At 69.3% G+C, this 23352-nt stretch carries 24 protein-coding genes; 16 read left to right on the top strand and 8 right to left on the bottom strand.

Annotation, left to right across the window (positions count from 1 at the left end; genetic code table 11):
• Positions 1-89 precede the first annotated feature (89 nt).
• Positions 90-2312, top strand: coding sequence for a SpoIIE family protein phosphatase (locus BJ981_RS03435; protein WP_184608269.1), 2223 nt, complete (start codon positions 90-92; stop codon positions 2310-2312).
• 164 nt (positions 2313-2476) lie between these two features.
• Here BJ981_RS03435 and BJ981_RS03430 read toward each other — a convergent pair whose 3' ends face one another.
• From BJ981_RS03430 to BJ981_RS03420, 3 genes are all read right to left on the bottom strand, one after another.
• Complete coding sequence (locus BJ981_RS03430; protein WP_184608268.1) at positions 2477-3133, bottom strand: hypothetical protein; 657 nt, start codon at positions 3131-3133, stop codon at positions 2477-2479.
• Positions 3134-3512: 379 nt separating this feature from the next.
• Positions 3513-3677: a hypothetical protein gene (locus BJ981_RS03425; RefSeq protein WP_184608267.1), complete on the bottom strand. Its 165-nt coding sequence runs from the start codon at positions 3675-3677 to the stop codon at positions 3513-3515.
• Positions 3678-3909: 232 nt separating this feature from the next.
• Positions 3910-5055 carry an acyl-CoA dehydrogenase family protein gene (locus BJ981_RS03420; protein ID WP_184608266.1) on the bottom strand — a complete coding sequence of 382 codons (1146 nt, stop codon included), beginning with the start codon at positions 5053-5055 and terminating at the stop codon, positions 3910-3912.
• A 356-nt stretch (positions 5056-5411) separates the two neighbouring features.
• On the opposite strand from BJ981_RS03420, the gene BJ981_RS03415 reads away from it, so the two are divergent.
• Positions 5412-6662: a hypothetical protein gene (locus BJ981_RS03415; RefSeq protein ID WP_184608265.1), complete on the top strand. Its 1251-nt coding sequence runs from the start codon at positions 5412-5414 to the stop codon at positions 6660-6662.
• Entirely contained in the window at positions 6659-7486 is an 828-nt protein-coding gene (locus tag BJ981_RS03410; protein ID WP_184608264.1) for a class F sortase, read from the top strand. The genes BJ981_RS03415 and BJ981_RS03410 overlap by 4 nt, the downstream gene beginning before the upstream one ends.
• 52 nt (positions 7487-7538) lie before the next feature.
• Here BJ981_RS03410 and BJ981_RS03405 read toward each other — a convergent pair whose 3' ends face one another.
• Positions 7539-8225, bottom strand: a complete 687-nt coding sequence (locus BJ981_RS03405) for a class I SAM-dependent methyltransferase (protein ID WP_184608263.1) — start codon at positions 8223-8225, stop codon at positions 7539-7541.
• A gap of 347 nt (positions 8226-8572) precedes the next feature.
• On the opposite strand from BJ981_RS03405, the gene BJ981_RS03400 reads away from it, so the two are divergent.
• Complete coding sequence (locus BJ981_RS03400) at positions 8573-8842, top strand: hypothetical protein (RefSeq protein ID WP_184608262.1); 270 nt, start codon at positions 8573-8575, stop codon at positions 8840-8842.
• Complete coding sequence (locus BJ981_RS03395) at positions 8839-9534, top strand: hypothetical protein (RefSeq protein ID WP_184608261.1); 696 nt, start codon at positions 8839-8841, stop codon at positions 9532-9534. Before BJ981_RS03400 ends, BJ981_RS03395 begins: the two co-directional genes overlap by 4 nt.
• A 4-nt stretch (positions 9535-9538) precedes the next feature.
• Here the strand turns inward: BJ981_RS03395 and BJ981_RS03390 are convergent, their stop codons facing one another.
• Positions 9539-10024, bottom strand: a complete 486-nt coding sequence (locus BJ981_RS03390) for an ATP-binding protein (protein ID WP_204070731.1) — start codon at positions 10022-10024, stop codon at positions 9539-9541.
• Positions 10025-10167: 143 nt separating this feature from the next.
• Between BJ981_RS03390 and BJ981_RS03385 the strand changes: the two genes are divergently transcribed.
• The 9 genes from BJ981_RS03385 to BJ981_RS03345 all read left to right on the top strand — a co-directional run bounded on the left by BJ981_RS03385 (position 10168) and on the right by BJ981_RS03345 (position 18688).
• Positions 10168-10947, top strand: coding sequence for a helix-turn-helix domain-containing protein (locus tag BJ981_RS03385; protein WP_184608260.1), 780 nt, complete (start codon positions 10168-10170; stop codon positions 10945-10947).
• Positions 10938-11264 (top strand): DUF397 domain-containing protein, encoded by a 327-nt coding sequence (locus BJ981_RS03380; protein WP_184608259.1) that lies wholly within the window; start codon positions 10938-10940, stop codon positions 11262-11264. Before BJ981_RS03385 ends, BJ981_RS03380 begins: the two co-directional genes overlap by 10 nt.
• 412 nt (positions 11265-11676) lie before the next feature.
• On the top strand, positions 11677-12585 hold the full coding sequence (locus BJ981_RS03375) for a hypothetical protein (protein WP_184608258.1): 909 nt from the start codon (positions 11677-11679) through the stop codon (positions 12583-12585).
• A 13-nt stretch (positions 12586-12598) separates the two neighbouring features.
• Positions 12599-13507, top strand: a complete 909-nt coding sequence (locus tag BJ981_RS03370) for a class F sortase (RefSeq protein ID WP_239139753.1) — start codon at positions 12599-12601, stop codon at positions 13505-13507.
• A 143-nt stretch (positions 13508-13650) separates the two neighbouring features.
• Positions 13651-15210: a hypothetical protein gene (locus BJ981_RS03365; protein ID WP_221314641.1), complete on the top strand. Its 1560-nt coding sequence runs from the start codon at positions 13651-13653 to the stop codon at positions 15208-15210.
• Between the two features lie 103 nt (positions 15211-15313).
• Positions 15314-16459, top strand: coding sequence for an acetyl-CoA C-acetyltransferase (locus BJ981_RS03360; RefSeq protein WP_184608256.1), 1146 nt, complete (start codon positions 15314-15316; stop codon positions 16457-16459).
• A 605-nt stretch (positions 16460-17064) separates the two neighbouring features.
• Entirely contained in the window at positions 17065-17493 is a 429-nt protein-coding gene (locus BJ981_RS03355) for a hypothetical protein (protein ID WP_184608255.1), read from the top strand.
• Positions 17487-17720 (top strand): helix-turn-helix transcriptional regulator, encoded by a 234-nt coding sequence (locus BJ981_RS03350; RefSeq protein ID WP_184608254.1) that lies wholly within the window; start codon positions 17487-17489, stop codon positions 17718-17720. Before BJ981_RS03355 ends, BJ981_RS03350 begins: the two co-directional genes overlap by 7 nt.
• Positions 17717-18688, top strand: coding sequence for an NAD(P)-dependent alcohol dehydrogenase (locus BJ981_RS03345; RefSeq protein ID WP_184608253.1), 972 nt, complete (start codon positions 17717-17719; stop codon positions 18686-18688). The genes BJ981_RS03350 and BJ981_RS03345 overlap by 4 nt, the downstream gene beginning before the upstream one ends.
• Positions 18689-18754: 66 nt before the next feature.
• Here the strand turns inward: BJ981_RS03345 and BJ981_RS03340 are convergent, their stop codons facing one another.
• From BJ981_RS03340 to BJ981_RS03330, 3 genes are all read right to left on the bottom strand, one after another.
• A complete protein-coding gene (locus BJ981_RS03340) occupies positions 18755-20110 on the bottom strand; it encodes a sensor histidine kinase (protein ID WP_184615563.1) in 1356 nt (451 codons plus the stop codon).
• A 58-nt stretch (positions 20111-20168) separates the two neighbouring features.
• The gene (locus BJ981_RS03335; RefSeq protein WP_184608252.1) at positions 20169-20882 is read right to left on the bottom strand and encodes a response regulator transcription factor; all 714 of its coding nucleotides are present in this window, start codon (positions 20880-20882) and stop codon (positions 20169-20171) included.
• 183 nt (positions 20883-21065) lie between these two features.
• Complete coding sequence (locus BJ981_RS03330) at positions 21066-21776, bottom strand: class I SAM-dependent methyltransferase (RefSeq protein WP_239139754.1); 711 nt, start codon at positions 21774-21776, stop codon at positions 21066-21068.
• A 257-nt stretch (positions 21777-22033) separates the two neighbouring features.
• Here BJ981_RS03330 and BJ981_RS03325 point away from each other — a divergent pair, with 257 nt between their 5' ends.
• Positions 22034-22543: an RNA polymerase sigma factor gene (locus BJ981_RS03325; RefSeq protein ID WP_221314640.1), complete on the top strand. Its 510-nt coding sequence runs from the start codon at positions 22034-22036 to the stop codon at positions 22541-22543.
• Positions 22530-23306 (top strand): hypothetical protein, encoded by a 777-nt coding sequence (locus tag BJ981_RS03320; RefSeq protein WP_184608250.1) that lies wholly within the window; start codon positions 22530-22532, stop codon positions 23304-23306. The genes BJ981_RS03325 and BJ981_RS03320 overlap by 14 nt, the downstream gene beginning before the upstream one ends.
• Positions 23307-23352: the final 46 nt, after the last annotated feature.

Below are 23352 nucleotides of genomic sequence, written 5' to 3'. Positions count from 1 at the left end.
GGAAGCCCGCGGCAGGCCGCCGGGGCCTCTTCAGGAGCGCATGTGGTCCTTCTCTCCGGAAATCCCCCGCTTCGGGGGGTGGCCGCCTGATGAAGCGATGGGGGGACCTTTCGCAGGACGCGGCCGATCACCTCACGCCCGACTCGGTGCTGAACAACGCCGAGATGGCCGTGGTGGTCACCGACCGCTTCAGCAACGTCCTCTACTGGAACCCGTTCGCCGAGCGCCTCTTCGGACGCCCTGACCGCACGGTCGACGGCGACCAGACCGTGCTGTCCTTAGGCATCATGGAGAAGGACCACCCGCTCGCCGTCGAGCTGGCCAAGCACGTCCTCAAGGGCGGCGTCTGGGAGGGCACCTTCGACGTCCTGCGCGCGGACGGCACGATCATCTACGTCCGCGCCCAGGCGGTCCCGCTGCGCCACCCCTCCGGGCCGGTCACCGGCGTCGTCATCACGGCCCGCGAGGCCATGCGCAGCAACGAGCGCGAGAAGGACCGCTTCGGCCTGCTCGAACGCATCGGCGAGCGCCTCGCCGGCTCGCTGTACGTCGAAGAGACGCTCAACCGCGTCGCCGAGATGCTGGTCCCGCAGTTCGCCGACCACTGCTTCATCGAGCTGACCGAGGGCGACAAGCTCGTCCGCAAGGTCTCCACCCACGTCAAGGGGTGGAACCCCCCGCCGGGCACCTGGCGTCCCGTCGGCTCCGAGATCCGCTACCCGGCCGGCCACTACGCCGAGATCGCGATGCGCCGCCAGGAAACGATCATCGTCGAAGACTTCGCGCAGATGAGCTACCCCTCGGCCAGCGAAGAGAGCGCCAAGCTCTGCGGCGAGATCGGCATGACCTCGGCCATCGTGGCCCCGCTGTGCGCCCGCGGCGAGACGCTCGGGCTGATGTACCTCAGCCTGTCCAACCTCACCGACCGCCGCTCGCCCCACTACGACGCCTTCGACCGCGACTTCGTCGGCGCCATCGCCACCCGCGTGGCCATCGCCGTCGACAACGCCCTGCTGTTCGAAGAGGAACGCCACACCGCCGAGTCGTTCCAGAAGCACCTGCTGCCCCGCGAGCTGCCCAAGCTGGACGGGCTCGAGATCGCCGTCCGCTACTACCCCGCGGCGCCGCTCGCCTCGCACGGCCAGGGCATCCAGACCCAGGTCGGCGGCGACTGGTACGACGTGATCCCCCTGTCCGCCGGGCGCGTCGGCATCGTCATCGGCGACGTCGAGGGCAGGGGCGCCAAGGCGGCCGCCGTGATGGGCCAGCTCAGGGCCGCGCTGCGCGCCTTCGCGCAGGACGACAAGTCCCCGGCCGACATCCTGGCCCGGCTCGACGAGTGGACGCGGATCATCGGCCCGCCCGAGCGCGACGACTACGGCGCGGACGTCAGCACCCCGCCCATCGTCACCTGCCAGTACCTGGTGTACGACGCCTGGTCGCGGCAGCTCTCGTTCGCCAACGCCGGCCACTCGCCGCCGCTGATGATCGTCGACGGCATGGTGAGCGAGCTCGACATCTCCGAGGTCGGCCAGCCGCTCGGCGTCAGCGCCAAGGGCGTGCACGCCGACCTGGTCTACAAGGAGGAGAACCGCGTCCTCCCGCCCGGCGCCACCCTCCTGCTCTACACCGACGGCCTGGTCGACCGTCGTCCCCCGCGGGGCGAGGCCCCGCTCAGCGACGACGAGACGCTGACCGTCCTGCGGCAGAAGGTCGCCGAGGCGTCCGGCGACTCGGTCGAGCGCATCGCCGACGCCGCCACCGTCGCGGTGCCCGGCGAGATCGACGACGACATGGCGATCCTCGTCATCCGGTCGGCGGGCAAAGAGCTCAAGTACGAGGAACGCACCTTCCCCGCCCAGCCGATCATGGTGGGCGAGGCCCGGCGCATGGCCTCGGAGGCCTTCGCGAGCTGGGGTGTCCCCGACGAGAGCGCCGAGATGGCCTGCCTGCTGGTGTCGGAGGTCGTCACCAACGTCGTCCTGCACGCCGCCAGCTCCAGCGTCCCGCGCCGCGAGCTCGTCCTGGACGGCCCGCCGCTGCCGTTCGACGAGTCGTGGGACGTCCCCGGCTTCGACTCCGAGATCGTCAACGAGAAGGAGTTCACTCTCCGCCTGCGCAGGGGAGACGAGTCGGTCTGGGTCGAGGTCTTCGACCAGGATCTGCGCCTGCCGCGCATCCGCAGCGCGGGCGAGAACGACGAGGGGGGCCGCGGCCTGTACCTCGTCGACCAGCTCGCCAAGCGCTGGGGCTCCCGCCCCACCAAGGAGGGCAAGGCCGTCTGGTTCGAGATCCCGACCAGGGGCCGCTGACGGCGTCTCCGCCGGTGTGCCGGTCGTCCCGCCACAGGCATGACGCCCGGACATGCCGGCGGGCGACCGTGAATCGGCCACGGTCGCCCGCCGTCGCTTCCTCGCGAGACGCCCACCACGACGCACGTGCGATGAGGCGCTCACGTCGCAGCGAAGGCCGCGTGTCAGCGCGGTGACGCCAGCCTGAGCGGCGGAGTGAAATTGGTGAAGGCGGTGCAGTTGCCCGGCCACGCGGGGTTGCTGCCCGTGCCGGGCGTGGGGTTGACGGTGCAGCTGGTCTGCGCGACCGCGCCGCTCGAGCTGACCACGGTGACGTGCAGGTCGTTGCCCATCACCGCCAGGGAGACATCGGTCACGTTCCCGGGGTAGCCGGCGAGGCTGGTGAGGCTGTGCCAGGGCGGCGTGGTGCGCGGGTCCCTGACCAGCGTGCTGCCGTCACCGGGGGCGAGGCCGATGAACTTGGTGTTGCCCTGGAAGGCGGTGTCCACCTGCGGACCGGAGGTCCCGGGAGGTCCGGGAGGACCCTGTGGTCCGGGAGGACCTTGCGGTCCGGGAGGACCTTGGGGTCCTTCCGGTCCGATGCAGATCTTGCACTTCTTCTTGTGGAACTTCTCCCTGTCCTTGTCCTTGTCCCTGTCCTTGCAGTGCTCGTGGTCGGAGTCGCTCGGACAGTTGTCGGCCCAGGTGTGCGTCACCGAAGCGCCGACGGTGCTCTGGTGGCCCGCGCCGGAGGCGGTGCCGGCCTGCGCCGGGGCCGCCACGGCGAAGAGCCCACCCGTCACGAGCGTCGCCGCCGTGAGGGTCCAGAAGGGTACGCTCACTCGCGAAACCCGCGTTTCATCCCGAGAAATCACTCGGTTTCTCCCATGTCAACGTGTTTCTGGTGAATCAGACTTGTCGCGCCATCGCGATGGCGCTTCGCCCATGATTACCCGCCGCCCGGCCGCCTGCCCGGCCACGACCGGGCGGTTCCGGCGCAAAATTGGCCGACAAATGGAGAAAGGAATTTCCTCGGCCCGTCATCACCGGTGATATATGGTTTCTCGCGGTCGTTCGCCCGCTTGCACGTATTAAGGATGATGGCTGGCTATGAAGCGGAGCAGGGGGAGTATCCGTTTCGCGGGAAAAACCGGATGCGCGTGTGAAAGGCCGCGACCCGCCCGTGGTGTCAGACCGAGGGCGGGACGACGAGAGGCCGGGTCAGCGCAGAGTTTGGGTGTACACGGCGAGCATCACGATGACGAACGTGATCACCACGCCGGTGTAGGCCATCGGGCCGAGGCGGAACGCCTTGCGGACGCGGTTCAGGCCCCACGCGAACAGGAACGCCAGGAAGATCAACAGGATCAGTCCGCCGTTGTCCACCGCCACCGCCTCCGGGAGCTCGCTCGTGAGGCCGGCTTCCGCCGGGCCGACGCGGGGAGCCCGCCTCAGGGATCCTCCGCTGACCAGTATGCGGCCCCCGGCCGTCCGGCGCGGGCTTCCGCGGCCCCGCGCCCCCGGGTTTTTCCGGCACGCGGCGGCCGGCGTGTCCCGGGCGCGCGGGTTCCCACGACCGCGCGCCCGGCCGTGGGCGTGCGGATCAAGGGCGAAACGGTCAGAAGCCGAACGAGCGGCCGATGATCTCCTTCATGATCTCGGTCGTGCCGCCGTAGATGGTCTGCACGCGGCTGTCCATCCACGCCTTCGCCACCGGGTACTCGGTCATGTAGCCGTAGCCGCCGTGCAACTGCAGGCAGCGGTCGATCACCTTGTTCTGCAGCTCGGTCGTCCACCACTTCGCCTTCGCGGCGTCGACGACGGTCAGCTCCTTGGCGTTGAGCGCCCGGATGCACTTGTCCACGTAGTGGCGGGCGATCTCGACCTCGGTCGACAGCTCGGCGAGGACGAAGCGGGTGTTCTGAAACGAGCCGATGCTCCGGCCGAACGCCTTGCGCGTCCTGCAGTACTCGATCGTCGTCTCCAGCACCGACTCGGCCGCCGCGACCGCCGCCACCGCGATCGACAGGCGCTCCTGCGGCAGGTTCGTCATCAGCTGGAAGAAGCCCTGCCCGTCCTGGTCGCCGAGACGGTTGGCCGCCGGGACTCGGACGTTCTCGAAGAACAGCTCGGCGGTGTCCTGGGCGTGCATGCCGATCTTCTCCAGGTTGCGGCCCCGGGTGAAGCCCTCCATGCCCCGCTCCACCACGAACAGCGTCGTGCCGCGCGCCCCCTCGGCCGGGTCGGTCTTGGCGACGACCACCACCAGGTCGGCGTTGATGCCGTTGGTGATGAACGTCTTCTGCCCGTTGACGACGTAGTGGTCGCCGTCCCGGATGGCCGTCGCCCTGATGCTCTGCAGGTCGCTGCCCGCGCCGGGCTCGGTCATGCCGATGGCCGTGATCAGCTCGCCGGACGCGAACCCGGGCAGCCAGCGCCGCTTCTGCTCGTCGTTGGTCATGTCGACCAGGTACGGCGCCATGATGTCGTTGTGCAGGCCGAACCCGAGGCCGGTCGCGCCGAACCTGATGATCTCCTCAACGATGATCGCGTTGTACCGGAAGTCGCTGATCCCGGCCCCGCCGTACTCCTCAGGCACCCCGAACCCGAACATGCCCAGCTCCCCGGCCCTCTTCCACACCTCACGCGGAACGATGCCGTCCTTCTCCCACTGCCCGTGATGAGGCGCGACCTCGCGAGTCATGAACTCACGCACGGTCTCACGGAAGAGCAGATGTTCCTCGTCGAACAGGTCTCGCCGCATGCACATCCTCCTCGGGTCTCGCGCACTAGAATACAATTCTGTTAGCGGTTCAGGTGTCACCGCCCCGCCTGCCGAGCCTGCCTTCCGAGCCGACCAACGTCACGAATCAGCTACGTCAGCTATACGTTCCCTATCTGTTCCTACGTGGCTGAGTTGAAAGTCATACGATCTACCTTCGGTCCGTCCTTCGGCCGCCGGGATGATCGGAGACGCTCGTGAACGCGTGGGGATCCAGGGTCCGTGGATCATTAGCGGCACTGTTGGCCGCGTGCACGGGCGTAGTGGCGTTGCAGGCAAGCCCTGGCGCCGCCGACACGGACAATTACATCTACTCATATGAATGCCCACTGCGACCTATGTCGCTGGCCACCGAACTGAAGAAGGTCGACGTCCAGGTCGCGGTGCCGAAGACCGTGCCACTTGGCCAGCAAATTCCCGTGGAGTGGACGCTCACGAACTCCACATTGGCCGTTCCGCGCAAGTTTCCGACCGGCGGAAAAATATCCGTCCGGGGAATTCTTCAAGTCAGCGGCTTGTGGCAGGGACAGTTGGACTCTCTTGGCACCAAAGATCAGGGAGAACTTGCCGCTGGTGGCGTGGTGTCACTGCCTACGGCGATAACGGGGGCCGTCGCCACGAGCAAGATAGGCAAGCTCACCGTCAAGCCCGGCGATCTGTTGGTGGATTTTCAGCCACCGGCTGAAGAGACGCTTCTCAACAACACCGCTACCGGGGCCAATGGTCCTATCACTTATGTGGGTGCGGCCCCGCCCCCGCCGGAAGGCGGTTGGGCACTGTCAGGGCCGTCTGAGCGGCCGTCGCCCCAGTTCGACGACTACCAAGGCGACGTACACCACACGACCAAGCAGGGTGACAAGGCAACGGTGACGTTCTTCGGGACGGGACTTCAGTACATCACCGAGCGGCATGCCGCGATGGGCGAGGTCGAAGTGACCGGCGCGGGAGTCACCACCGAGACCGTTGATGCCTCTGTCGAAGAAGACAAGGCCCCGGTTCCGGTCGATACTCGCAAGAGCAAGCAAGTCCTCTGGCAGAAGAACGACTTCACCTATGGCCAGCACACGGTCACCTTCACCAACAAGGCTGTCAACGGCAAATACATGCTGGTCGACGCTTTCAAGGTCAGCACTGATCCCAACCGGGTCCCGTCGGACTACTTCCGGACGACCTGCCGCGTCAAGGACAACGGCGACCTGAAGACGGCGACCGTGGAGATCGTGCCTGCGCCGAGCACCAGTACGTCCAGCAGTCCTTCCACCAGCGGACAGATCAGTGACGGAGACGACTCGGCCAGGGGAGTTGTTGTGTTGTCTGGGGGTGGGCAGGGGCATGGGGCGCCCACGGCGACGGCTACTGTGACCCAGACTCCCAAGCCGAAGGCGAAGGCGAAGACGAGTTCGACGCCGCAGGTGCGTGTGACTCCGCGAGGGGGCGCCCATACGGGTGAGGCTCCGGAACGGGACGGTGCCGCCCTCCTACTTGTCGGTTACGGCGCCGCGCTGACCGTAGGTGGCCTCGCGGGCGGCGTTCTGCTGAGGCGTCGGCGGGCCGCGCGTGCGGCGATCGGCCGGGGAAGCCTCGGGTGAGCGGCCCCGGTCCCGGCCGTATGCGGGCCGCACTGCCGACAGCGCTGGTCACGGCGGGGTCTCTCGCCGGAGTCGGCATCGTGATGGCGGGCTTGCTCATGTACTTCTCGCCGTCCGAGGAACCCGCGCAGGGCACGGATCAGGTCATCGCCCAGGTCGCCGACGCAACCACGGGCCCGGCCGGCGTAACGGGCGGATCGGCCACGACCGCAGGCGCTGCCGCGAACGGAGTCCCCGCGGCCGAGAATGCGGTCGCGGCAGCGGCGACGGTCGGCCCCGGAGGCGCGAACGTCCCCCTGGTGGAGGCCGCGCCCACGGCGGCGCCGCCGTCACCGGCGGCCCCCACCGTCAAACCCTTGCGCAAGTCCACCCCGACGAGGATCCGCATCCCCAAGATCGGCGTGGACGCGTCCTTGGTCGGCCTGGGCGTGGACGCGAACCGGGAGATAGAGGTGCCGCCGCTGAGCCGTCCGAAGCTGGCGGGCTGGTACCGGCTGGGTCCCGTGCCCGGCGAGATGGGCCCGGCGGTGATCCTCGGCCATGTGAACACGCGCCGCGGCCCCGCCGTGTTCAGCCGCCTGCGCGAGCTGGGACGCGGCGACACCATCACGGTGGTCCGCGCGGACGGGTCCACGGCCCGTTTCACGGTGGACGGCGCCGAGCAGGCGAGCAAGAACAGGTTCCCGACCAAGCGCGTCTACGGTCAGGTGGATCGTCCCAGCCTGCGACTGATCACCTGCGGCGGCGTCTTCAACCCCCGCGCGCACAGCTACACCGACAACATCATCGTCTACGCCACCCTCACCTCCGCCACCCGCCGCTGACAGGCGCCCCGGCCGGCGTCCCATGCCCTGCGTTCCGTCGGCCGGGCGCGGGTCATCGGGGGACTGCGCGTACCCAGCCGCGGTCGTCGGCGAGGAAGCCCGACATGGTCAGGCCCGCTTCGTTGAGCTGGGCCTCTAGGTAGTCGTCCTGGAGGCGCTTGCTGAGGTAGGTGTGCGTCCACTGCCGGTCGCCGAGGGTGTACTCCAGCGTCAGGAGGAGGAGCCCGGGGCCCGGGCGCTCCAGCTCCGTCACGCGCACCCGGTAACCCTCATCCGCGACGCGCTCGAAGGGCTCGATCGTGTCGTACCACTCGGGCGGCTGGCGTTGCAGGATCACGCACCCGCCGGCGGCGACGTGCCGCGCGCAGGTACGCAGGAACTCCCGGCGCAGGTCGTCGTCCGCCGTCTCGACGACGAACGACATGAGCAGGGCGACGTCGAACGTCCTGCCGAGGGAGAGGGACTGGATCGGCGAGCGGACCGTCTCGACGCCCTGGATGTGCGCGAGCATCTCGGCGGACTCGTCCACGGCCACCACCTCGTGCCCGAGGGCCACGAGGCTGTGCGTGATCCGTCCGGCGCCCGCGCCGAGCTCCAGAATGGACGCCCCCTCGGGGATCGCCGCGTGGATCAGCTCCGGCTCGCCCCGGGGCTTGAGCGTCGCGTAGAAGTCGACCGCGCACCCGTCCGGTGTGATCGCTCCCGGACCGGTGCCGTGATACACCCTTTTCGCACTCATGCCTGCCATCCTGCAAAGACCGGCGGCGTTACGAAACCCCAAATGATGTCCGTCGACCGGCCTCATGCCCGCGACCTGGTGAAACGCATGCCATCGACAATGGTCTACACCTCTTGGGCCTCGGCGGCCCGGAACCGGGATGTACTCTTGCGCCGAAGTCCGCGACCTCACTGAGGCCCTCGTTTCCGGCTGCGCCGGGGGGAGGGCCTTTTGTCGTTCACGGACAAGTCCATCGATCCCAACCGAGACGGCCTCCATGTCATGCGCACGCGGGGGCCGTCTCGCGTTCTCCGGAGGAAGGCATGCCCCCCGTTCCGATCGCCACCGCGTCTCCAGCGTTCCCGGCCATGCCGTGGCCCGTCCAACTGGCCTGTGTGGCGCTCGCGGCCCTCGTCGTGGTCGCCGTCCTGCTGTACGCCATCGTCAAACGCGTCATCGACAAGGCCGACGCCGACGACCTGCCCCAGGTGCTGGCCGCCCTGCGGTTGCTGGTGGACAGCGTCGGGAACGTGGTCACGCGACCTCCACTCGGTACGCGGCCCGTACGCCTGCCGGTGGACCCGCCGCGAGGGCAGACTGGTGCCGGGGAGCCGATGGCATCGGAGGACATGCCATGAGCGTCAACGTCCCTCCGCCCCGCAGGGCGGCGGACCGGCCGATCGAACGGCGCACCGTCCACCGAATGTTCCTGGTGGCGGAACTGGCCGCGTCTTCCCAGCCTTCCCACAGGTACCTTGCCAGGAGCCGTGAGATGGCCCGGCTGGAGCGCGAACTCGTCGAATGCGCGTCCTCGGCCCGTGAGCGGCGTCTCCTGTACGAACTGGTATGTGATGGCCAGGAGCTCACGGCCTTTCCGGCGCACACGGCGATTCACCTGACGATTCTGAGGGGCATCGCCATGAGCAATCCGCCGGTTGTCCACCGTCTGGACGAGGTGCTGCGCATGGTGACCCGCTGCAAGCCCGTGATCAAGGACTTCCATCGCGGGAAATGCGTGTGCGGCTGCGTCGAACGTCACCGGCCCGACCAGATTCGCGATTTCATGCGGCTCAGCGGGGCGTTACGCAGGTTCGTCGAGGATGACGCCGGGGTCTTCTGGATTTTCGGCCCTGATGAATTCGTGGACCGGTTCCGGGATCGGCTGAGGATCAACAGTAGGCCGTGTCGGCACTGCGGAGCGCTGCTGGCCTCCTACGGCTCTATCAGTGAACGGGTCGCTCCCGGCCGGCCGCGTTTGTACTGTACGGACGCGTGCCGTCAGGCCGAGTATCGGAAGCGGGTGCGCGGAAACGGGGGAGTCCGCGCCTAGGCGGCTAAGGGAGGAGCTTCAAAGGGACGGACGGCTCGCTTCGGGGCCACGCGGTGAGGTGGAACCAGACCGTTTTCCCGCGGGGGTGAAGGCGCCAGCCCCATTCGCAGGCGAGGGCCTGGACGATGGCCAGGCCCCGGCCCGAGGTCCCCATCGACTCGGCCGGTCTCATACGCGGGATGGTGACGCACGAGTCGTACACCTCGACGGCCATCAATGGCCCGTCCCGGCGGACCGCGACGCGTACGGTGCAGGAGACGGGGAGCGTCGTCATCCCGTGGACGAGGGCGTTCGTGACGATTTCCGAGGTGAGCAGCTCCGCGACGGCCGGAACCTCGTCCGCCGCCTTCCAGTCGAGGGCGATGTCGCGAACGAAGCGGCGCGCGGAGGCGACGCATTTCTCGTCCGCCGGTATCCACTTCTGCCCCAGCAACGGTATGTCGCCGTCCTGCTCGATGCCGTGGCCGGACATTGCCATCTGAATCGCCATGACCCCTCATGATCTTTGCTCGCCGTGTGGAATTCGCATGCCAAGCGTGCCGAGGGAGCGCTACTCTGCGTAGGTGAATGATTACTAGTCCATGGCTTTGAACGTCAGGATCGGTTCGTTGAACTCCGGCGATTGGGAGCACGATGGCGGACAAGTACACACCCCAGGCCATCTGGGGCAGGGAGCTTCGTCACTACCGGCAGGTGGCCGGCTTCACCCAGGCCCAACTCGCACAGAAGATCCACTTCAGCGAGTCCCTGATCAGCGGCATCGAGACGGGCCAGCTCCCGGCGAGCCTGGAGTTCGCCAAATCCTGCGACACCACTCTGTCCACGGGCGGGGCGCTGTACCGATTGCTCGACTGGCGGCGCGCCCAGCCGTTCGCCCAGTGGTTCGGTGAGTGGCGGGTGAAGGAGCAAGCGGCGAGCAGCTTTCGTGCTTACGAGCCTCTTCTCATCCCGGGACTCCTCCAGACCGAGGCGTATGCGCGTGCAGTTCTTCGCGGTGATGAGATCGCCTTGGCTGCTCGTATGGAACGACAGGAGCTGTTGGCACGTAGTGATCCGCCGCCTCCAATGCTCCGCTGCGTCATTGATGAAGCGGTTCTCCATCGCCCGATCGGGTCTAAGGAGGACATGAGAGAGCAGTTGGATCGTCTGGTGTCGCTGGTAAATCCCAGGCTGAGTATCCAGATAGTGCCACATGGGATGCATTCAGGGTTGACTAGTGGATTCATCATCGCGACCCTGAGTGATGGAGCGGATGTCGCGTACGTGGACACGGCTCTTCGTGGCCTCATCGTCAGCGATCAAGAAGAGGTCAATCAGGCGGTGCAGAAGTTCGAGGCCATTCGCACCGAAGCATTGCCGCTGTGTATGTCGCTAGACCTCATCACGAGAACGGCAGGCGAGAGATGGACCTGAGTAACGTTCGGTGGCGTAAGTCAAGTTACACCAGTGACAATGGGGGAAACTGCGTAGAGATCGCAGAGCTGTGGCGTAAGTCGAGCTATACGGGTAGCAACGGCGGTAACTGCGTAGAGGTTGCTGACCCCTGGCACAAGTGCAGCCACAGCGGCAACAACGGCGGCGACTGCCTGGAAGTTGCTCAGCCGGTCACGCATGAGGTCGTCGCGGTTCGGGACTCCAAGAACCCGGACGGGCCGAAGCTGTTCTTCTCGCACGATGAGTGGACTGCCTTCGTCTCCGGTGTGAAGGTCGACGAGTTCAGCCGTAGGTAGAGAGTTCGTGGGGTCGGTGGGTGGGTGTTGACGCCCCGCCCGCCGACTCCTGCGGCGGATCGCGATGATCACTCCGTCATCGTCGGTCGCGTAGACAGGGACGTTCACCCCAATTGCGGTACGAAGATCCTTGCGGAACCATTGTGGCTGGACTCGACCTCACCAGTCACAGGAGCAACACCGTCGCACACGTACAGTGACGGTTTCTCGGCCGGGTTGACGGGTCTCACAAATTAAGTTGACGCGCTGCGACTTTGTGACCTGCGGTGATGGATGAACAGCGCGAGAAGACCCGTCAAACCACAGCAAGGCGGGACGAAGCCTCCGTAGGATCTCAACTGAACTGTAACCACAGACTGGGATCCTGTTACGCCTAGCGAACCGGTCAACGCCGCTGGAATGGAGAGATTACGTGCTGAAGTCGCGAGCACGCCGTCGCATCGCCACCAAGGCAGCCGTAGCCGGAGCGTTGGGCCTCGGTGCCCTGCTAATCGGAGTTCCTCAGTTCACGGCGAACGCGGCTACGCCTGTCGTCTACAACTGCGTGCCCGGAACCGGTACACCGACCTCCTCTGTGACAGTGGAGGTGTCCGCTTCGCCGGGAACGCCTACACCTAGTGAGCCGGTCGCGCTCACGGTCAAGGTCTTGCCAGGGACCGGCGCTGCCCTGATCGCACCCACAGGGGTGGCCGCGACGGACTATGTCTGGGTCGAGGGCGAACTGCTGGTAACTCCTGTCGCGGGTACGCCGATTGCGTCTAGCACGCCGACTTCTACCGCCTCGAACCCGCTGACCGCTTCGCTGGCGCCCAACGCGACGCTGTCGCTGCCTGCGACCGGGGGCGTCGTCACCGTGACTCCCACTGCAAGCGGTACGGTCGGCATCTCAGCGAAGACCATCTACATCAAGATCGGCCCAACTGCGCTCACGGGCAGCGCCCCGAGCTTGACCACTATGTACACGTGCACTGTCCCCACTACCGGGACGGCCACCACGCCGGCCAAGATTTCTCTGGTGGTGAAGTCGGCGGCCGCGTCGCCATCCGCCACACCCACCGTGACCCCCACCGAGACGCCTACGGCGACCCCGACCATCACGCCCACGGCCACCAGGACGCCGAAGCCGACGCACACCGTCTACGAGACCGTGACGCACAATCCGGAGCAGGTGAAGCGGAAGCCGTCCGGTGGGGCCGCGACCGGTGGGGGTGCGGACGCGGGGCCTGATGGGCGTCTGTTCGTGGTGGCCGGGATGGTGCTGGTGGTCGGGGCGGGTGTGGGCGGGCTCCTGGTCCGGAACCGGCGCCCGAACCGGGGTTGATCGGAGGCACGGCATGACGACGCCTCCGGAGTACCCGTTCCCGGGTGAGAACGGCGGCCAGCCGCACGCCGACCCGGGGGCGCAGGGCGCGCAGGGCTATCCACAGCCTATGCAGGGGGCGCCGTACGCGCCGCAGCTCTACTACCAGTACCCCGGCGGGGAGCAGTGGGGGCAGCCGCAGCGCTCCGACCGGGGCCAGATGATGCGGGCCGTGCTGATCATCGCGGCGGTCGCGGGTGTGGTCACGGTGGTGATCGGGCTGCTGTTCATGGTGAACGCGCCCGACCAGTACGGCCTGAAGGACTCCCGTACGCCGCTGCGCCTGCAGTCCGAGCCGTCCTTGGCTCCGTCGGTGGGGCCGGGCGGCCTGGGGCAGCCGCTGACGCAGGCCGTGCCGTCGGCGCCGCCTCCGGTGCCGAGCCTGCCGCCCGCGCCGCCGATGCAGCCGTCCAGCCCGAAGCGGCTCATCATCCCGAAGTTGGGGATCAACGCGCCGATCAAGTCGGTGGGCACCGACAAGGACGGCGCGATCGAGACGCCTCCGATCAACAACCACAACCTGGTCGGGTGGTACCGGTACGGTCCGACCCCGGGGCAGGCCGGCCCGGCGGTGATGCTCGGGCACAAGGACACGACCACGCGCAGCGCCGTGTTCAGCCGGCTGCACGAGATGCAGTACGGCGACACGATCGAGGTCACCCGCATGGACGGCACGGTGGCCATCTTCACCGTGGGCGGCATCGAGCAGGCGGACAAGAAGACGTTCCCGACGAACCGGGTGTACGGCAACGCGGACGCGGCCGAGTTGCGGCTGATCACCTGCGGCGGCACGTACAACCGGACGACCGGCCACTACGTCGACAACGTGATCGTGTACGCCCGGATGACGGGCACCCGGACGGCGTCCTCTTCGTCCCGCTGAGCGGAGAAGGCGGGGTCCGCCTGACCTGATCGGCGCCGCGGAAAGGGTGCAGGTGGAACGCCCAATTCAGCGCACTTTGTGGTGTCTTGCACCCTAAGATCATCTTCCTGTCGTGTGAGGGGGATGGTGTGTTGAGGCGGCACTTGGGGTTACTCGCGGCCGGGCTCTACCTGGTGTCCGTAGCCGTCGCGGCGGTGATCGCCCTCGTCAACGACGATCTGCGCGTCTTCCGCTTGGGCGTTGTCTGGGAGTGGGCCGCTGGATTCCGGTTGGACGACGCGTTGTTCGGCCCGAAGGCCATGGCGGCCGGGCTCACCGTGGTCGCGGTGCTCAACACGTGGATGTTCTGGCAGATCCTGCGCCTGCCCGCACGCCCGGACGCGGGCACCGACCGGCGAGTGATCCGGGTGCGGCGGCTGCTCTACTGGGCCGCCGCCATCTCGGCGGTCCTGTGGCTGCCGGGCGAGCTGCTTCCCGACGCGCTCGCCGAGGCATTCTTCCTGCTGGTGTGGGGCCCGCTGTGGGTGATGTTCCTCCTGGTCCTCACCGGTGAGTCCTCGCGGTTCCGCGCCGTGGGCCTCGTCCTCGCCTCGGTCTGCGTGGTCCTCTCCCTGGAGAGCGTGATCGACGAACTCCCGGGGGTCCATTGGCCCAACACCGGCTGGCTCATCTCGCCGGCCGATTCCGCCTGGCTGCTGATGATCCTCATCGCCCAGCGGCGGGACGGGCGCTGGAGCCGTGCCACGGTCACCTTCGGCCTCGCCGGCCTGGCGATGCCGTACGGGTTCCAGTTCTTCGGGGGCCTCCTGGTACCCCTGTTCGGCCCCGAGGCCCTGGTGATCGAGTGGCTGTCGGACGAACTGAACGTCTTCTACACGGTGTGGCTCGCCCGCTCGGCCCACGAGCTGGCCGCCCCGGGCGCCGGGCCCGCTGCCGTCGGCGTCGCCCCCGCCGGGCCGCCTCGCGCCTTCAGGCTGGCCTCGGCGGCGGTCGTCCTCGTGCCGATGATCGCGATGATCGAGGCCGAGCAGACGCCTCGCCGCACCTACAGCGGCCGGGAGGACAGGTGCTACCAGTGGACCAGTGAGTACCGCTGGACCAGCGACTACCTTCCCACCTGCCCGGACGTGGTCGGCGCGCGGCAGCCCGACCTGCCGCGTTCTGAGGCCGAGGAGCGGGCGGAGGCCGACCGGTACGTGGCCGAGGAGAACGCCCGGTGCCGCGAAGCCTGGCCGAGGGTGCGGGCCCGGCGCGAGGGCACGTCCGCGTACTTCCTGTTCGAGGGGGGCGGGTACGGCATCTACGACCCCGAGCGTGAGAGCGGCCGGGAGAGTGTGGACGCGGCGCTGGACGACGGGTTCGTGGGCGCGGGCGGGGGCGCGGTGACCGTGATGACCGAGAGCGAGAACGCGCCGATGTGCCTGACCGTGAAGGCGTTCGACTCGGCCCCGCCGCTGCGGCTGAAAGGGTGGAAGCAGGTGACTGAGGTCGGCGTGGTCAGCACGAGCGGCCGGCTGGTGGTGCCCATGCTGGAGGACGGCGCCGACGAGGGGTCCGCGGTGCGCCTGCCGAACCTCGCGGTGAAGGGCCCCGGGCGGTATCGGGTGCGGGTCTATGCCGGGGGCGAGGCGCAGGCCTATGAGCAGCACCTGATCGTGGTCTTCCCAGGCCGTTCGGGGAAGAAGGTCGAGTACGTGAGGTGAGGCGCGCGAGCGGGCTCGGCGCTCCGTAGAGGATTATTCTGTAATACGCTCGTAGCTACCGAATGTTGCTCGGTTTCAGGCGGGATGAACCCCAGGAGGCACCGTGGCAGAGGCGTACATCGTCGGGGCGGTCCGTAGCCCGGTCGGGAAGAGGAAGGGCGGCCTGTCCACCGTCCACCCCACCGACCTGGCCGCGCACACGCTCAAGGCCCTGGTGGAGCGCACCGGCGTCGACCCCGCGGCGGTCGAGGACGTGATCATGGGCTGCGTCATGCAGTTCGGGCCGCAGAGCATGGACATCGCCCGCAACGCGTGGCTCTCCGCGGGCCTGCCGGAGTCCGTGCCGGGCGTCACGATCGACCGGCAGTGCGGCTCGTCGCAGCAGTCGATCCACTTCGCGGCCCAGGGCGTGCTGTCGGGCACGCAGGACCTGGTGGTGGCGGCGGGCGTCGAGTCGATGAGCGTCGTGCCGATGGGGTCGAGCGTCACCGCCGCGCTGGAGAAGGGGATGCCGTTCCCCTTCGGCGACCTGTGGGTCGAGCGGTACGGCAAGCAGGAGATCTCGCAGTTCCGCGGGGCCGAGCTGATGTGCGAGAAGTGGGGCCTGGAGCGCGACGAGCTGGAACGGTACGCGTACGAGAGCCACCAGCGGGCCGCCAAGGCCGTCGCCAACGGCTACTTCAAGGACCAGATCGCGCCGGTCAACGGGGTCGAGGACGACGAGGGCCCCCGGGCGGACACGACGCTGGAGAAGATGGCCGGGCTGAAGACGCTGCGCGACGGCGGGCGGATCACCGCGGCCACCTCCTCGCAGATCTCCGACGGCTCCGGCGCGATACTGATCGCCTCCGAGCGGGCGGTTCGCGACCACGGGCTCACCCCGCGCGCCCGGATCGTCCAGCTCGCCCTCGTCGGCGATGACCCGGTGTACATGCTCACCGCGCCGATCCCGGCCACCCGGCGGGCGCTGGAGAAGGCGGGGCTGTCGATCGGCGACATCGACGTCATCGAGATCAACGAGGCGTTCGCGCCGGTCCCGCTGGCCTGGCTCAAGGAGATCGGCGCCGACCCGGCGCGCACCAATCCCAACGGCGGCGCCATCGCGCTCGGCCACCCGCTGGGCGGCACCGGCGCGATCCTGATGACCAAGCTGCTGCACGAGCTGGAGCGCACCGGCGGCAGGTACGGCCTGCAGACGATGTGCGAGGGCGGCGGCCAGGCCAACGTCACCATCATCGAACGCCTCTGACGGCGTGCCCCGGCTCGGCGGCCGGGGAGGGAAGCGGCGGCGCTCCGCCCCCGCGGCCCTGCGGGCGATAGGGGTTCGCGCGGGCACGCGGGGAGCGGAGCGTCGCCGTCACGGGGCCGCCGTCCGATCGGGCGGTCCCGTGGGTGGGCCGGTCAGCGTCCCTTCGGCTGGCGGCGAGGCGGCACGCGCCTGATGGGCGCGCGCGGCACCGGAACGCGCCGCGGGGCCGGAGGCTGACGCCTGCCGGGCTGTGGAGTAGGTCCCGGCTGGGCGCCGTGCTGGAACACCGGCATGGGCAAAGAACGAGCACGCATAAGAGGTCTCCTTACGGATGGCGACGCGGCAGAGGATCATGCCGCGGGAAGCCGCTCAGCTACCGCGTCTGGATGGACGGGATCAGGGAGCCGAGTGCCGGCGGATCGGTCGGCGAGGACCGATCGAGGCCGTCAGTAAGGAAAAATGCGCATGCCCTGACGGTACGAGACCGCCAGGATCACCCGCAACCGATTTATCCGCCGCCCGCCCCGGGGCAGGCGATACCCGCTCTGAGCTGGGCAATGTCAAAAATACTAGACATCGTGTCGCGTCTGCTTTACATTCGTCGCATGCCCTCAGAAGAGAAGAACGCGTGGATCATGGGGTTGGTCGCGATCGGGGCGTACGCGATCTACGCCGTGATCATCCTCGGCCGGGCGGGGGACGCGCCGCTCGCCGACGTGCCGTACGCGGCGACGATGCTGTGGACCATCGGCGGCGGCATCGTGGCCGGGATCGTCCTGAACATCGCCGTCGCCGTCGCCTCGCCCCGGGACGCCGGCAAGAAGGACGTCCGTGACCGCGAGATCTACCGGTTCGGCGAGCACATCGGCCAGTCGTTCGTGGCCATCGGCGGCGTCGCCGTGATCCTCATGGCGCTGGCCGAGTGGGACACGTTCTGGATCGCCAACGCGATGTACCTGGCGTTCGTCCTGTCGGCGATCCTCAGCTCGATCGCCAAGATCGCCGCCTACCGCTGGGGCTTCCAGCCGTGGTGAAACGGACCAAGATCACCAACTCGATCAGAGCCCTCAGGTTCGCGCACGGAGAGATGACGCAGGCCGACCTGGCCGACCGCATCGGCGTGACCCGGCAGACGATCATCGCCATCGAGCAGGGCAAGTACTCGCCGTCGCTGGAGGTGGCGTTCCAGATCGCCCGGGTGTTCGACGTACCGCTCGACGACGTATTCCAGTATCCGGACAGTCAGGGAGAGACGCCATGAAGGCGATCGTGCAGGACAGATTCGGCTCGTTCGACGCTCTTGAGTTAAGGGACGTCGCGCGGCCGGTGGCCGGGGACGGCGAGGTGCTCGTCCGGGTCCACGCGGCGGGCGTGGACCAGGGGGTGTGGCACCTCATGGCCGGTCTGCCGTACCCGGTGAGGCTGGCGGGGTTCGGGCTGCGCAGGCCGAAGTTCCCCGTCCGGGGCCGCGACATCGCCGGGGTCGTCGAGGAGGTCGGCCGGAACGTGACCCGGTTCGCCCCCGGCGACGAGGTGTTCGGCACCAGCGACGGGTCGTACGCCGAGTACGCCGCCGTCCGCGAGGACCGGCTGGCGCCCAAACCGCCGAGCCTCACCCTGGAGCAGGCGGCGGCCGTCCCCGCGTCCGCCTGCACCGCGCTCAAGGCCGTCCGGGACGCCGGACGGGTGCGGCCGGGGCAGCGGGTGCTGATCACCGGCGCCGGGGGAGGCGTCGGGACGTACACGGTGCAGATCGCCAAGGCGTTCGGCGGCGAGGTCACCGGCGTGTGCAGTACCGGGAAGGCGGACCTGGTCCGCTCGCTCGGCGCGGAGGACGTCATCGACTACACCCGCGAGGACTTCGCCACCCGGGCGCGCGGGTTCGACGTCGCCATCGACATCGCGGGTATCCGCTCACTGCGGGTCATGCGCGCCGCCCTCGCGCCCCGGGGCACGCTCGTCCTCGCCGGCGGCGAAGGCTCGGGCCGCCTGCTCGGGGGCACCCATCGGCAGCTCGTCGCGCTGGTCCTGAACCCGTTCGTCGGCCACACCCTGCGCCCGCTGCTCTCGGCGGAACCGTTGGAGGACCTGCTGGCCCTGACCGACCTCATCGAGTCCGGCGCGGTCAGGCCCGTCATCGACCGCGCCTATCCGCTGGACCAGGCCCCCGAGGCCCTGCGCCACCTGCGCGAAGGCCGCGCCCGCGGCAAGTTCGTCATCACCGTCTGACCCCGCGCCACCGGCGCTGGAACGTTCCTGCGCGATGGCCGGACGACGGGGGAGCGGCCGCGCGGCTCAGCGGGCCGCGAGGTCGGGGACCTCGACGCGGACCACGGTGCCCTGCCCGGGCAGGGAACGCAGGGTCGCCTGCCCGCCGTGCGCGCTCGCGATGGCCTGGACGATCGCCAGGCCGAGGCCGCTGCCGTCGCCGTCGCCGGGGGAGGCGTGGTGGAACCGGTCGAAGGCCCGCGCCGCGTTCTCGGGGGACATGCCAGGGCCGTCGTCGCTCACCTCCAGCACCACCGGCGCTTCCAGCCGCACGGTCGCCTCGGTCCCGGGCGGGGTGTGCGCGCGGACGTTGGCCAGCAGGTTGACCAGCACCTGACGGATCCGCACCTCGTCCACGACCGCGACCAGCTTGTCCGGAGCCGCGACCCGCACCGGATGCTCGGGGTTCAGCGCGGAGAAGTCGTCGGCGACCTCCGTCGCCACCGCGGTCAGATCGACGGGCGCGACGCTGAGCGGCGCGCCCTTGTCCAGCCGGGCCAGCTCCAGCAGCTCGGAGACCAGCCGGGTCATGCGGCCCGCCTCGTCCTCGATCCGGCGCATCACCTGCGGCACCTCCTCGTCGGGGATCGCACCCTGCCGGTACAGCTCGGCGTACCCGGAGATCGTCGTCAGCGGGTTGCGCAACTCGTGGGAGGCGTCGGCGGCGAAGCGGCGGACGCGTTCCTCCGACGCCCAGCGGGCCGCGAAGGCGTCCTGGATGCGGGTCAGCATGACGTTGATCGTCGAGCCGAGGCGCCCGGCCTCGGACCTGCCCTCGGGCATGCGGGCCGACAGGTCGCCTCCCTCGGCGACCAGCCTGGCGGTCGTCGCCATGCGCGACAGCGGAGCTAGGCCCTTGCCGATCAGCGACCTGCCGAGCAGCACGAGCAGGATCATGAGCACGGCCCCGGTGACCAGCTCGGTGACGACGAGCTGGCGGATCGAGTCGGCCACCTCGTCGAGCGGCACCGCGAAGACGATCACGCGCTCGCCGCTCGGCATGTGGGCCGCCGCCGCGCGCAGCCGCTCGCTGAGCGCGAACGGCCGGCCGTCGTCGGCGAGCGCCGTCACCTTGGCCGCGCCCAGCTTCTCCAGGACGGCGGGCAGCCCGGCCGCCTCGGCGTCGTCGCCGGACAGCAGCCGGCCGCGGTTGGTGGAGGTGTTCAGCATGGCGATCGCGTACGTGGGGCTGGCGTTGACCAGGGCGATGCCCGTCGCCTTGCCGAGCCGGGCCGCCGACGCCTGCGCGGCGGCGGCCAGCGCCGCGTCCGTGCGGTCGATCATGTGACTGCGCAGCACCAGGACGCTGACCACCGACAGGACGGCCAGGCCCACCAGGGTCACCGAGAGCAGGCCGGCGAGGAGGCGTCCTCTGAGCGTCATCACGATGCCATCGTGCCTGGTTCCGGGAGTGCGGGCGCCTTCGCCCGAGGGCACGGCATCACGACTCCTGCGCGGGGCGCAGCGCGTACCCCACACCGCGCTGGGTGTGGATGAGCGGCGGGCCGAGCGGGTCCAGCTTGCGGCGCAGGTAGGAGATATAGGTCTCCACGACCTGTGACTGCGTGCCGAAGCCCCACACGTGCTCCAGCAACTGCGCCTTGGTGAGCACCTGGCCGGGGTGGCGCATCAGGAAGGCCAGCAGCCGGAACTCGGTGGGGGACAGCTCGACCGGGACGCCGCCGCGCCTGACCTCCCAGCGGGCCTCGTCCAGTTCGAGGTCGGCCACGGCCAGCACCTCCTGGTCCGGCGCGCCGGAGTCCTCCGCCGCGCGGCGGCCCCGCCTCAGCACGGCCCGCGCCCGCGCCACCAGGGCCTCCACGGAGAACGGCTTGGTGACGTAGTCGTCGCCGCCGAGCGTGAGCCCGTGCACGGTGTCGGCCGAGGTGTCGCGGGCGGTCAGGAAGATGACGGGGACGTCGTCGCCGTGGGCGCGCAGCCGGCGGCACAGCTCGAACCCGTCCAGATCGGGCAGCATGACGTCCAGCACGATGAGGTCGGGCGCCCCCGAGAGCGCCAGCTCCAGCGCCTCGTACCCTCGCGAGGCGCTGACCACCTCGAACCCGTGGAAGCGCAGGGCGACGCCCACGAGGTCACGGATGTTGCGCTCGTCGTCGACGACGAGGACGCGCGGCTTGTTCTGCTGGTCGCTCATGCCTGCCCACTTCGCACCGTTCTTCCGGACTCAAGTATCCGGGCTCGTCGCCCAGGCCGAGGTCAGGCCGTGGCGCCGCCGGACGAGGACGAGCGCCGTGGAGATGAGTCGCATGGCGGCAGCTCATCGCACGCCGCTAGGAGAACGGGGAGGAAACCCTGTGATATCGCCGAGAGACGGCGGTCAGTGCGGGACGCGGGCCACGCAGAAGACGGTCTGGCCGAAGGGCGGGCGGATGAAGCGCTCGATGAAGCGGGTGGTCGGCACCACCGTGCGGTCGTAGATCTTGACCAGGCGGGGGTCGGGGTAGCCGACGCCGCCGCGGCGGACGGCCGCCCACCAGGCGATGCCGCCCAGGAAGTTGATCGGCTTGAGCACCGCGGGCTTCAGCCCGGCCGCCCGGACCGTGCGGCCCAGCGTGGCGGGGGTGTAGCGGGTGACGTGGCCGACCTTGCGGTCGAAGTCGCCGTAGAGCTGCATGTAGCCGGGCACCCAGATGATGATGCGGCCGCCCGGCGCGGTCACCTTGGCCAGGGAGCGCAGCGCCTCGACGTCCTCCTCGATGTGTTCGAGGACGTTCATCATGACGACCGTGTCGACCGGCTTGGCCAGCGGGATCTCGGTGGGCAGGCCGAACTGCAGCACCTCGATGTCGTCGCGGCCGTCGAACCGCTTGGCGAGCTGCTCGACGCAGTAGGGGTCGAAGTCGCTCACCACCAGGCGGTCGAGGCGCGGCAGGAACTGCTCGGCGAAGTGGCCGAGACCCGAGCCGATCTCCAGCATCGACCTGCCGACGTGCGGGGCCACCATGTCGAACTCGTACCGCCGGTAGTTCTTGGCCTCGTCGCCGCCGAGGTGGTTCTCCAGAGCCTCGTCGCCGGCCGCCGGTTGCACCACGCGGTCATACCCAGACATGCGTCCCGCCCAGCCTCGTTCACTCGAAGACCGCGGCCCCGGTCGGATGCCACGGTCACGGATGGGCACCGAGTCTAGCGGTCCCCTCACGCGAGAAGTCCGAGTTCCCCTGTAGTGGCGCGGGAAACGGGTCCGGCGGTTCCTTTGCGAGCGGCGGCCCGGGAAACTACCTTTCTGCGGCAAAGGCGCACTCCGAGGAGCTCCCGACGGACGACGACGAGGCGATAACCCGGTCCTTGGCCGGGGACCTCGCCGCCTACGAGGTGCTGGTCACCCGCTACAGTGCGGTGGCCCACCGTACGGCCGCGCTGCTCGGCGCGGGTGACGAGGCCGAGGACGTGGTCCAGGAGGCCTTCGTCAGAGCATTTCGGTATTTGTCCGGCTTCCGGAGCGATGCCGCGTTCAAGCCGTGGCTGCTCAGGATCGTCGCCAACCTGACCCACGACCTCACCCGCTCGCGCGGGCGCAGGAACGACCTGGTGCTCAAGATCGGCGTCGAGCCGGAGACCCGGGCGCCCGACGACCCCGAGGGCGTCGCCATCGCGGGCGACCGGCGCGCCCGGCTGCTGGAGGCCGTGCGGGCGCTGCCCGAGCGGGAACGACAGGCGGTGGTCTGCAGGTATCTCCTGCAGTTGTCCGAGGCCGAGACCGCCGAGGTGCTCGGCTGGCCGCTCGGCTCCGTCAAGTCCCGCACGTTCCGGGGGCTCGCCAGGCTGCGGAAGGAGGTGGGCCATGAACTCTCCTGACGAGGCCGGCGCGGAGGAGCTGGAGGCCGAGCTGCGCGCCCTCGGCGAGGCCCTCCGCGTTCCCGAGCCGCCGCCCTCCGACGTGGCGCGGGCCGTGCGGGCGCGCCTGGAAGGGCGGGAACGGGCCGGTACCGCGCCGCCCGAAGCGCGCCGACCGCGCCGTCCCGGGCGTACGGGACGGCGGCGGGCGTGGCGGTGGGTGGCCGCGGGCGTGACGGCGGTCGTCGCCCTGCTCGCCGGGCTCACCCCGCAGGGGCAGGCCGCCGTTGGGGCGGTGCTCCGCTTCGCGGGCATCGAGGCGCACATCGGCGAGGAACCGCGTCCGCTGCCGGGCGGGGCCCCGAGCCCGCTGCCCGGCGAGCGGCGGGTCACCCTGGAGGAAGCCCGCCGCGCGGTGCGGTTCCCGTTCGCCGTCCCGGCCGCGCTCGGCGAGCCACGGGACGTGCGGGTGAGCGACGGCGGCCGCGTGGTGTCGCTGCTCTGGCCCGGTGTGCGACTGGACGCCTACGAGGGCGTGCTGACCCCGCTGTGGCGCAAGGACCTCGGCGGGCCGTTCCCCGAGGAGGTCGTGGTGGGCACGGCCAAGGGCTGGTGGATCGGCGGGCCGCACCAGGTGACGTACCTGCCCGCCGACGGCACGACCCGCACGCTGCCGCGCGCCGCCGCCCCCACGCTGATCTGGCAGCGCGGCGAGGCCGGCTACCGCCTGGAAGGCCCCGCCGAGCTCGACCGGGCCCGCCGCGTCGCCGAATCGCTCCGCTGAGGGCCGTCAGGGGCCGCGGCGGGCCGCAGCGGGGCCGTCACCTCCT

It is taken from the genome of Sphaerisporangium krabiense (assembly GCF_014200435.1).
In the GTDB taxonomy this organism is placed as follows: Bacteria; Actinomycetota; Actinomycetes; order Streptosporangiales; family Streptosporangiaceae; genus Sphaerisporangium; species Sphaerisporangium krabiense.
The sequence above is the reverse complement of the archived record's forward strand: the minus strand, read 5'-3'. Positions and strand labels throughout refer to the sequence as shown.

Excerpts from the sequence above, each read along its gene's own strand:
- BJ981_RS03435 (WP_184608269.1), top strand. The coding sequence starts at position 90 with ATGAAGCGATGGGGGGACCTTTCGCAGGACGCGGCCGATCACCTCACG.
- BJ981_RS03420 (WP_184608266.1), bottom strand. The coding sequence starts at position 5,055 with ATGCGGCGAGACCTGTTCGACGAGGAACATCTGCTCTTCCGTGAGACC.
- BJ981_RS03415 (WP_184608265.1), top strand. The coding sequence starts at position 5,412 with ATGTCGCTGGCCACCGAACTGAAGAAGGTCGACGTCCAGGTCGCGGTG.
- BJ981_RS03405 (WP_184608263.1), bottom strand. The coding sequence starts at position 8,225 with ATGAGTGCGAAAAGGGTGTATCACGGCACCGGTCCGGGAGCGATCACA.
- BJ981_RS03400 (WP_184608262.1), top strand. The coding sequence starts at position 8,573 with ATGCCGTGGCCCGTCCAACTGGCCTGTGTGGCGCTCGCGGCCCTCGTC.
- BJ981_RS03395 (WP_184608261.1), top strand. The coding sequence starts at position 8,839 with ATGAGCGTCAACGTCCCTCCGCCCCGCAGGGCGGCGGACCGGCCGATC.
- BJ981_RS03390 (WP_204070731.1), bottom strand. The coding sequence starts at position 10,024 with ATGGCGATTCAGATGGCAATGTCCGGCCACGGCATCGAGCAGGACGGC.
- BJ981_RS03385 (WP_184608260.1), top strand. The coding sequence starts at position 10,168 with ATGGCGGACAAGTACACACCCCAGGCCATCTGGGGCAGGGAGCTTCGT.
- BJ981_RS03380 (WP_184608259.1), top strand. The coding sequence starts at position 10,938 with ATGGACCTGAGTAACGTTCGGTGGCGTAAGTCAAGTTACACCAGTGAC.
- BJ981_RS03370 (WP_239139753.1), top strand. The coding sequence starts at position 12,599 with ATGACGACGCCTCCGGAGTACCCGTTCCCGGGTGAGAACGGCGGCCAG.
- BJ981_RS03355 (WP_184608255.1), top strand. The coding sequence starts at position 17,065 with ATGCCCTCAGAAGAGAAGAACGCGTGGATCATGGGGTTGGTCGCGATC.
- BJ981_RS03345 (WP_184608253.1), top strand. The coding sequence starts at position 17,717 with ATGAAGGCGATCGTGCAGGACAGATTCGGCTCGTTCGACGCTCTTGAG.
- BJ981_RS03340 (WP_184615563.1), bottom strand. The coding sequence starts at position 20,110 with ATGACGCTCAGAGGACGCCTCCTCGCCGGCCTGCTCTCGGTGACCCTG.
- BJ981_RS03335 (WP_184608252.1), bottom strand. The coding sequence starts at position 20,882 with ATGAGCGACCAGCAGAACAAGCCGCGCGTCCTCGTCGTCGACGACGAG.
- BJ981_RS03320 (WP_184608250.1), top strand. The coding sequence starts at position 22,530 with ATGAACTCTCCTGACGAGGCCGGCGCGGAGGAGCTGGAGGCCGAGCTG.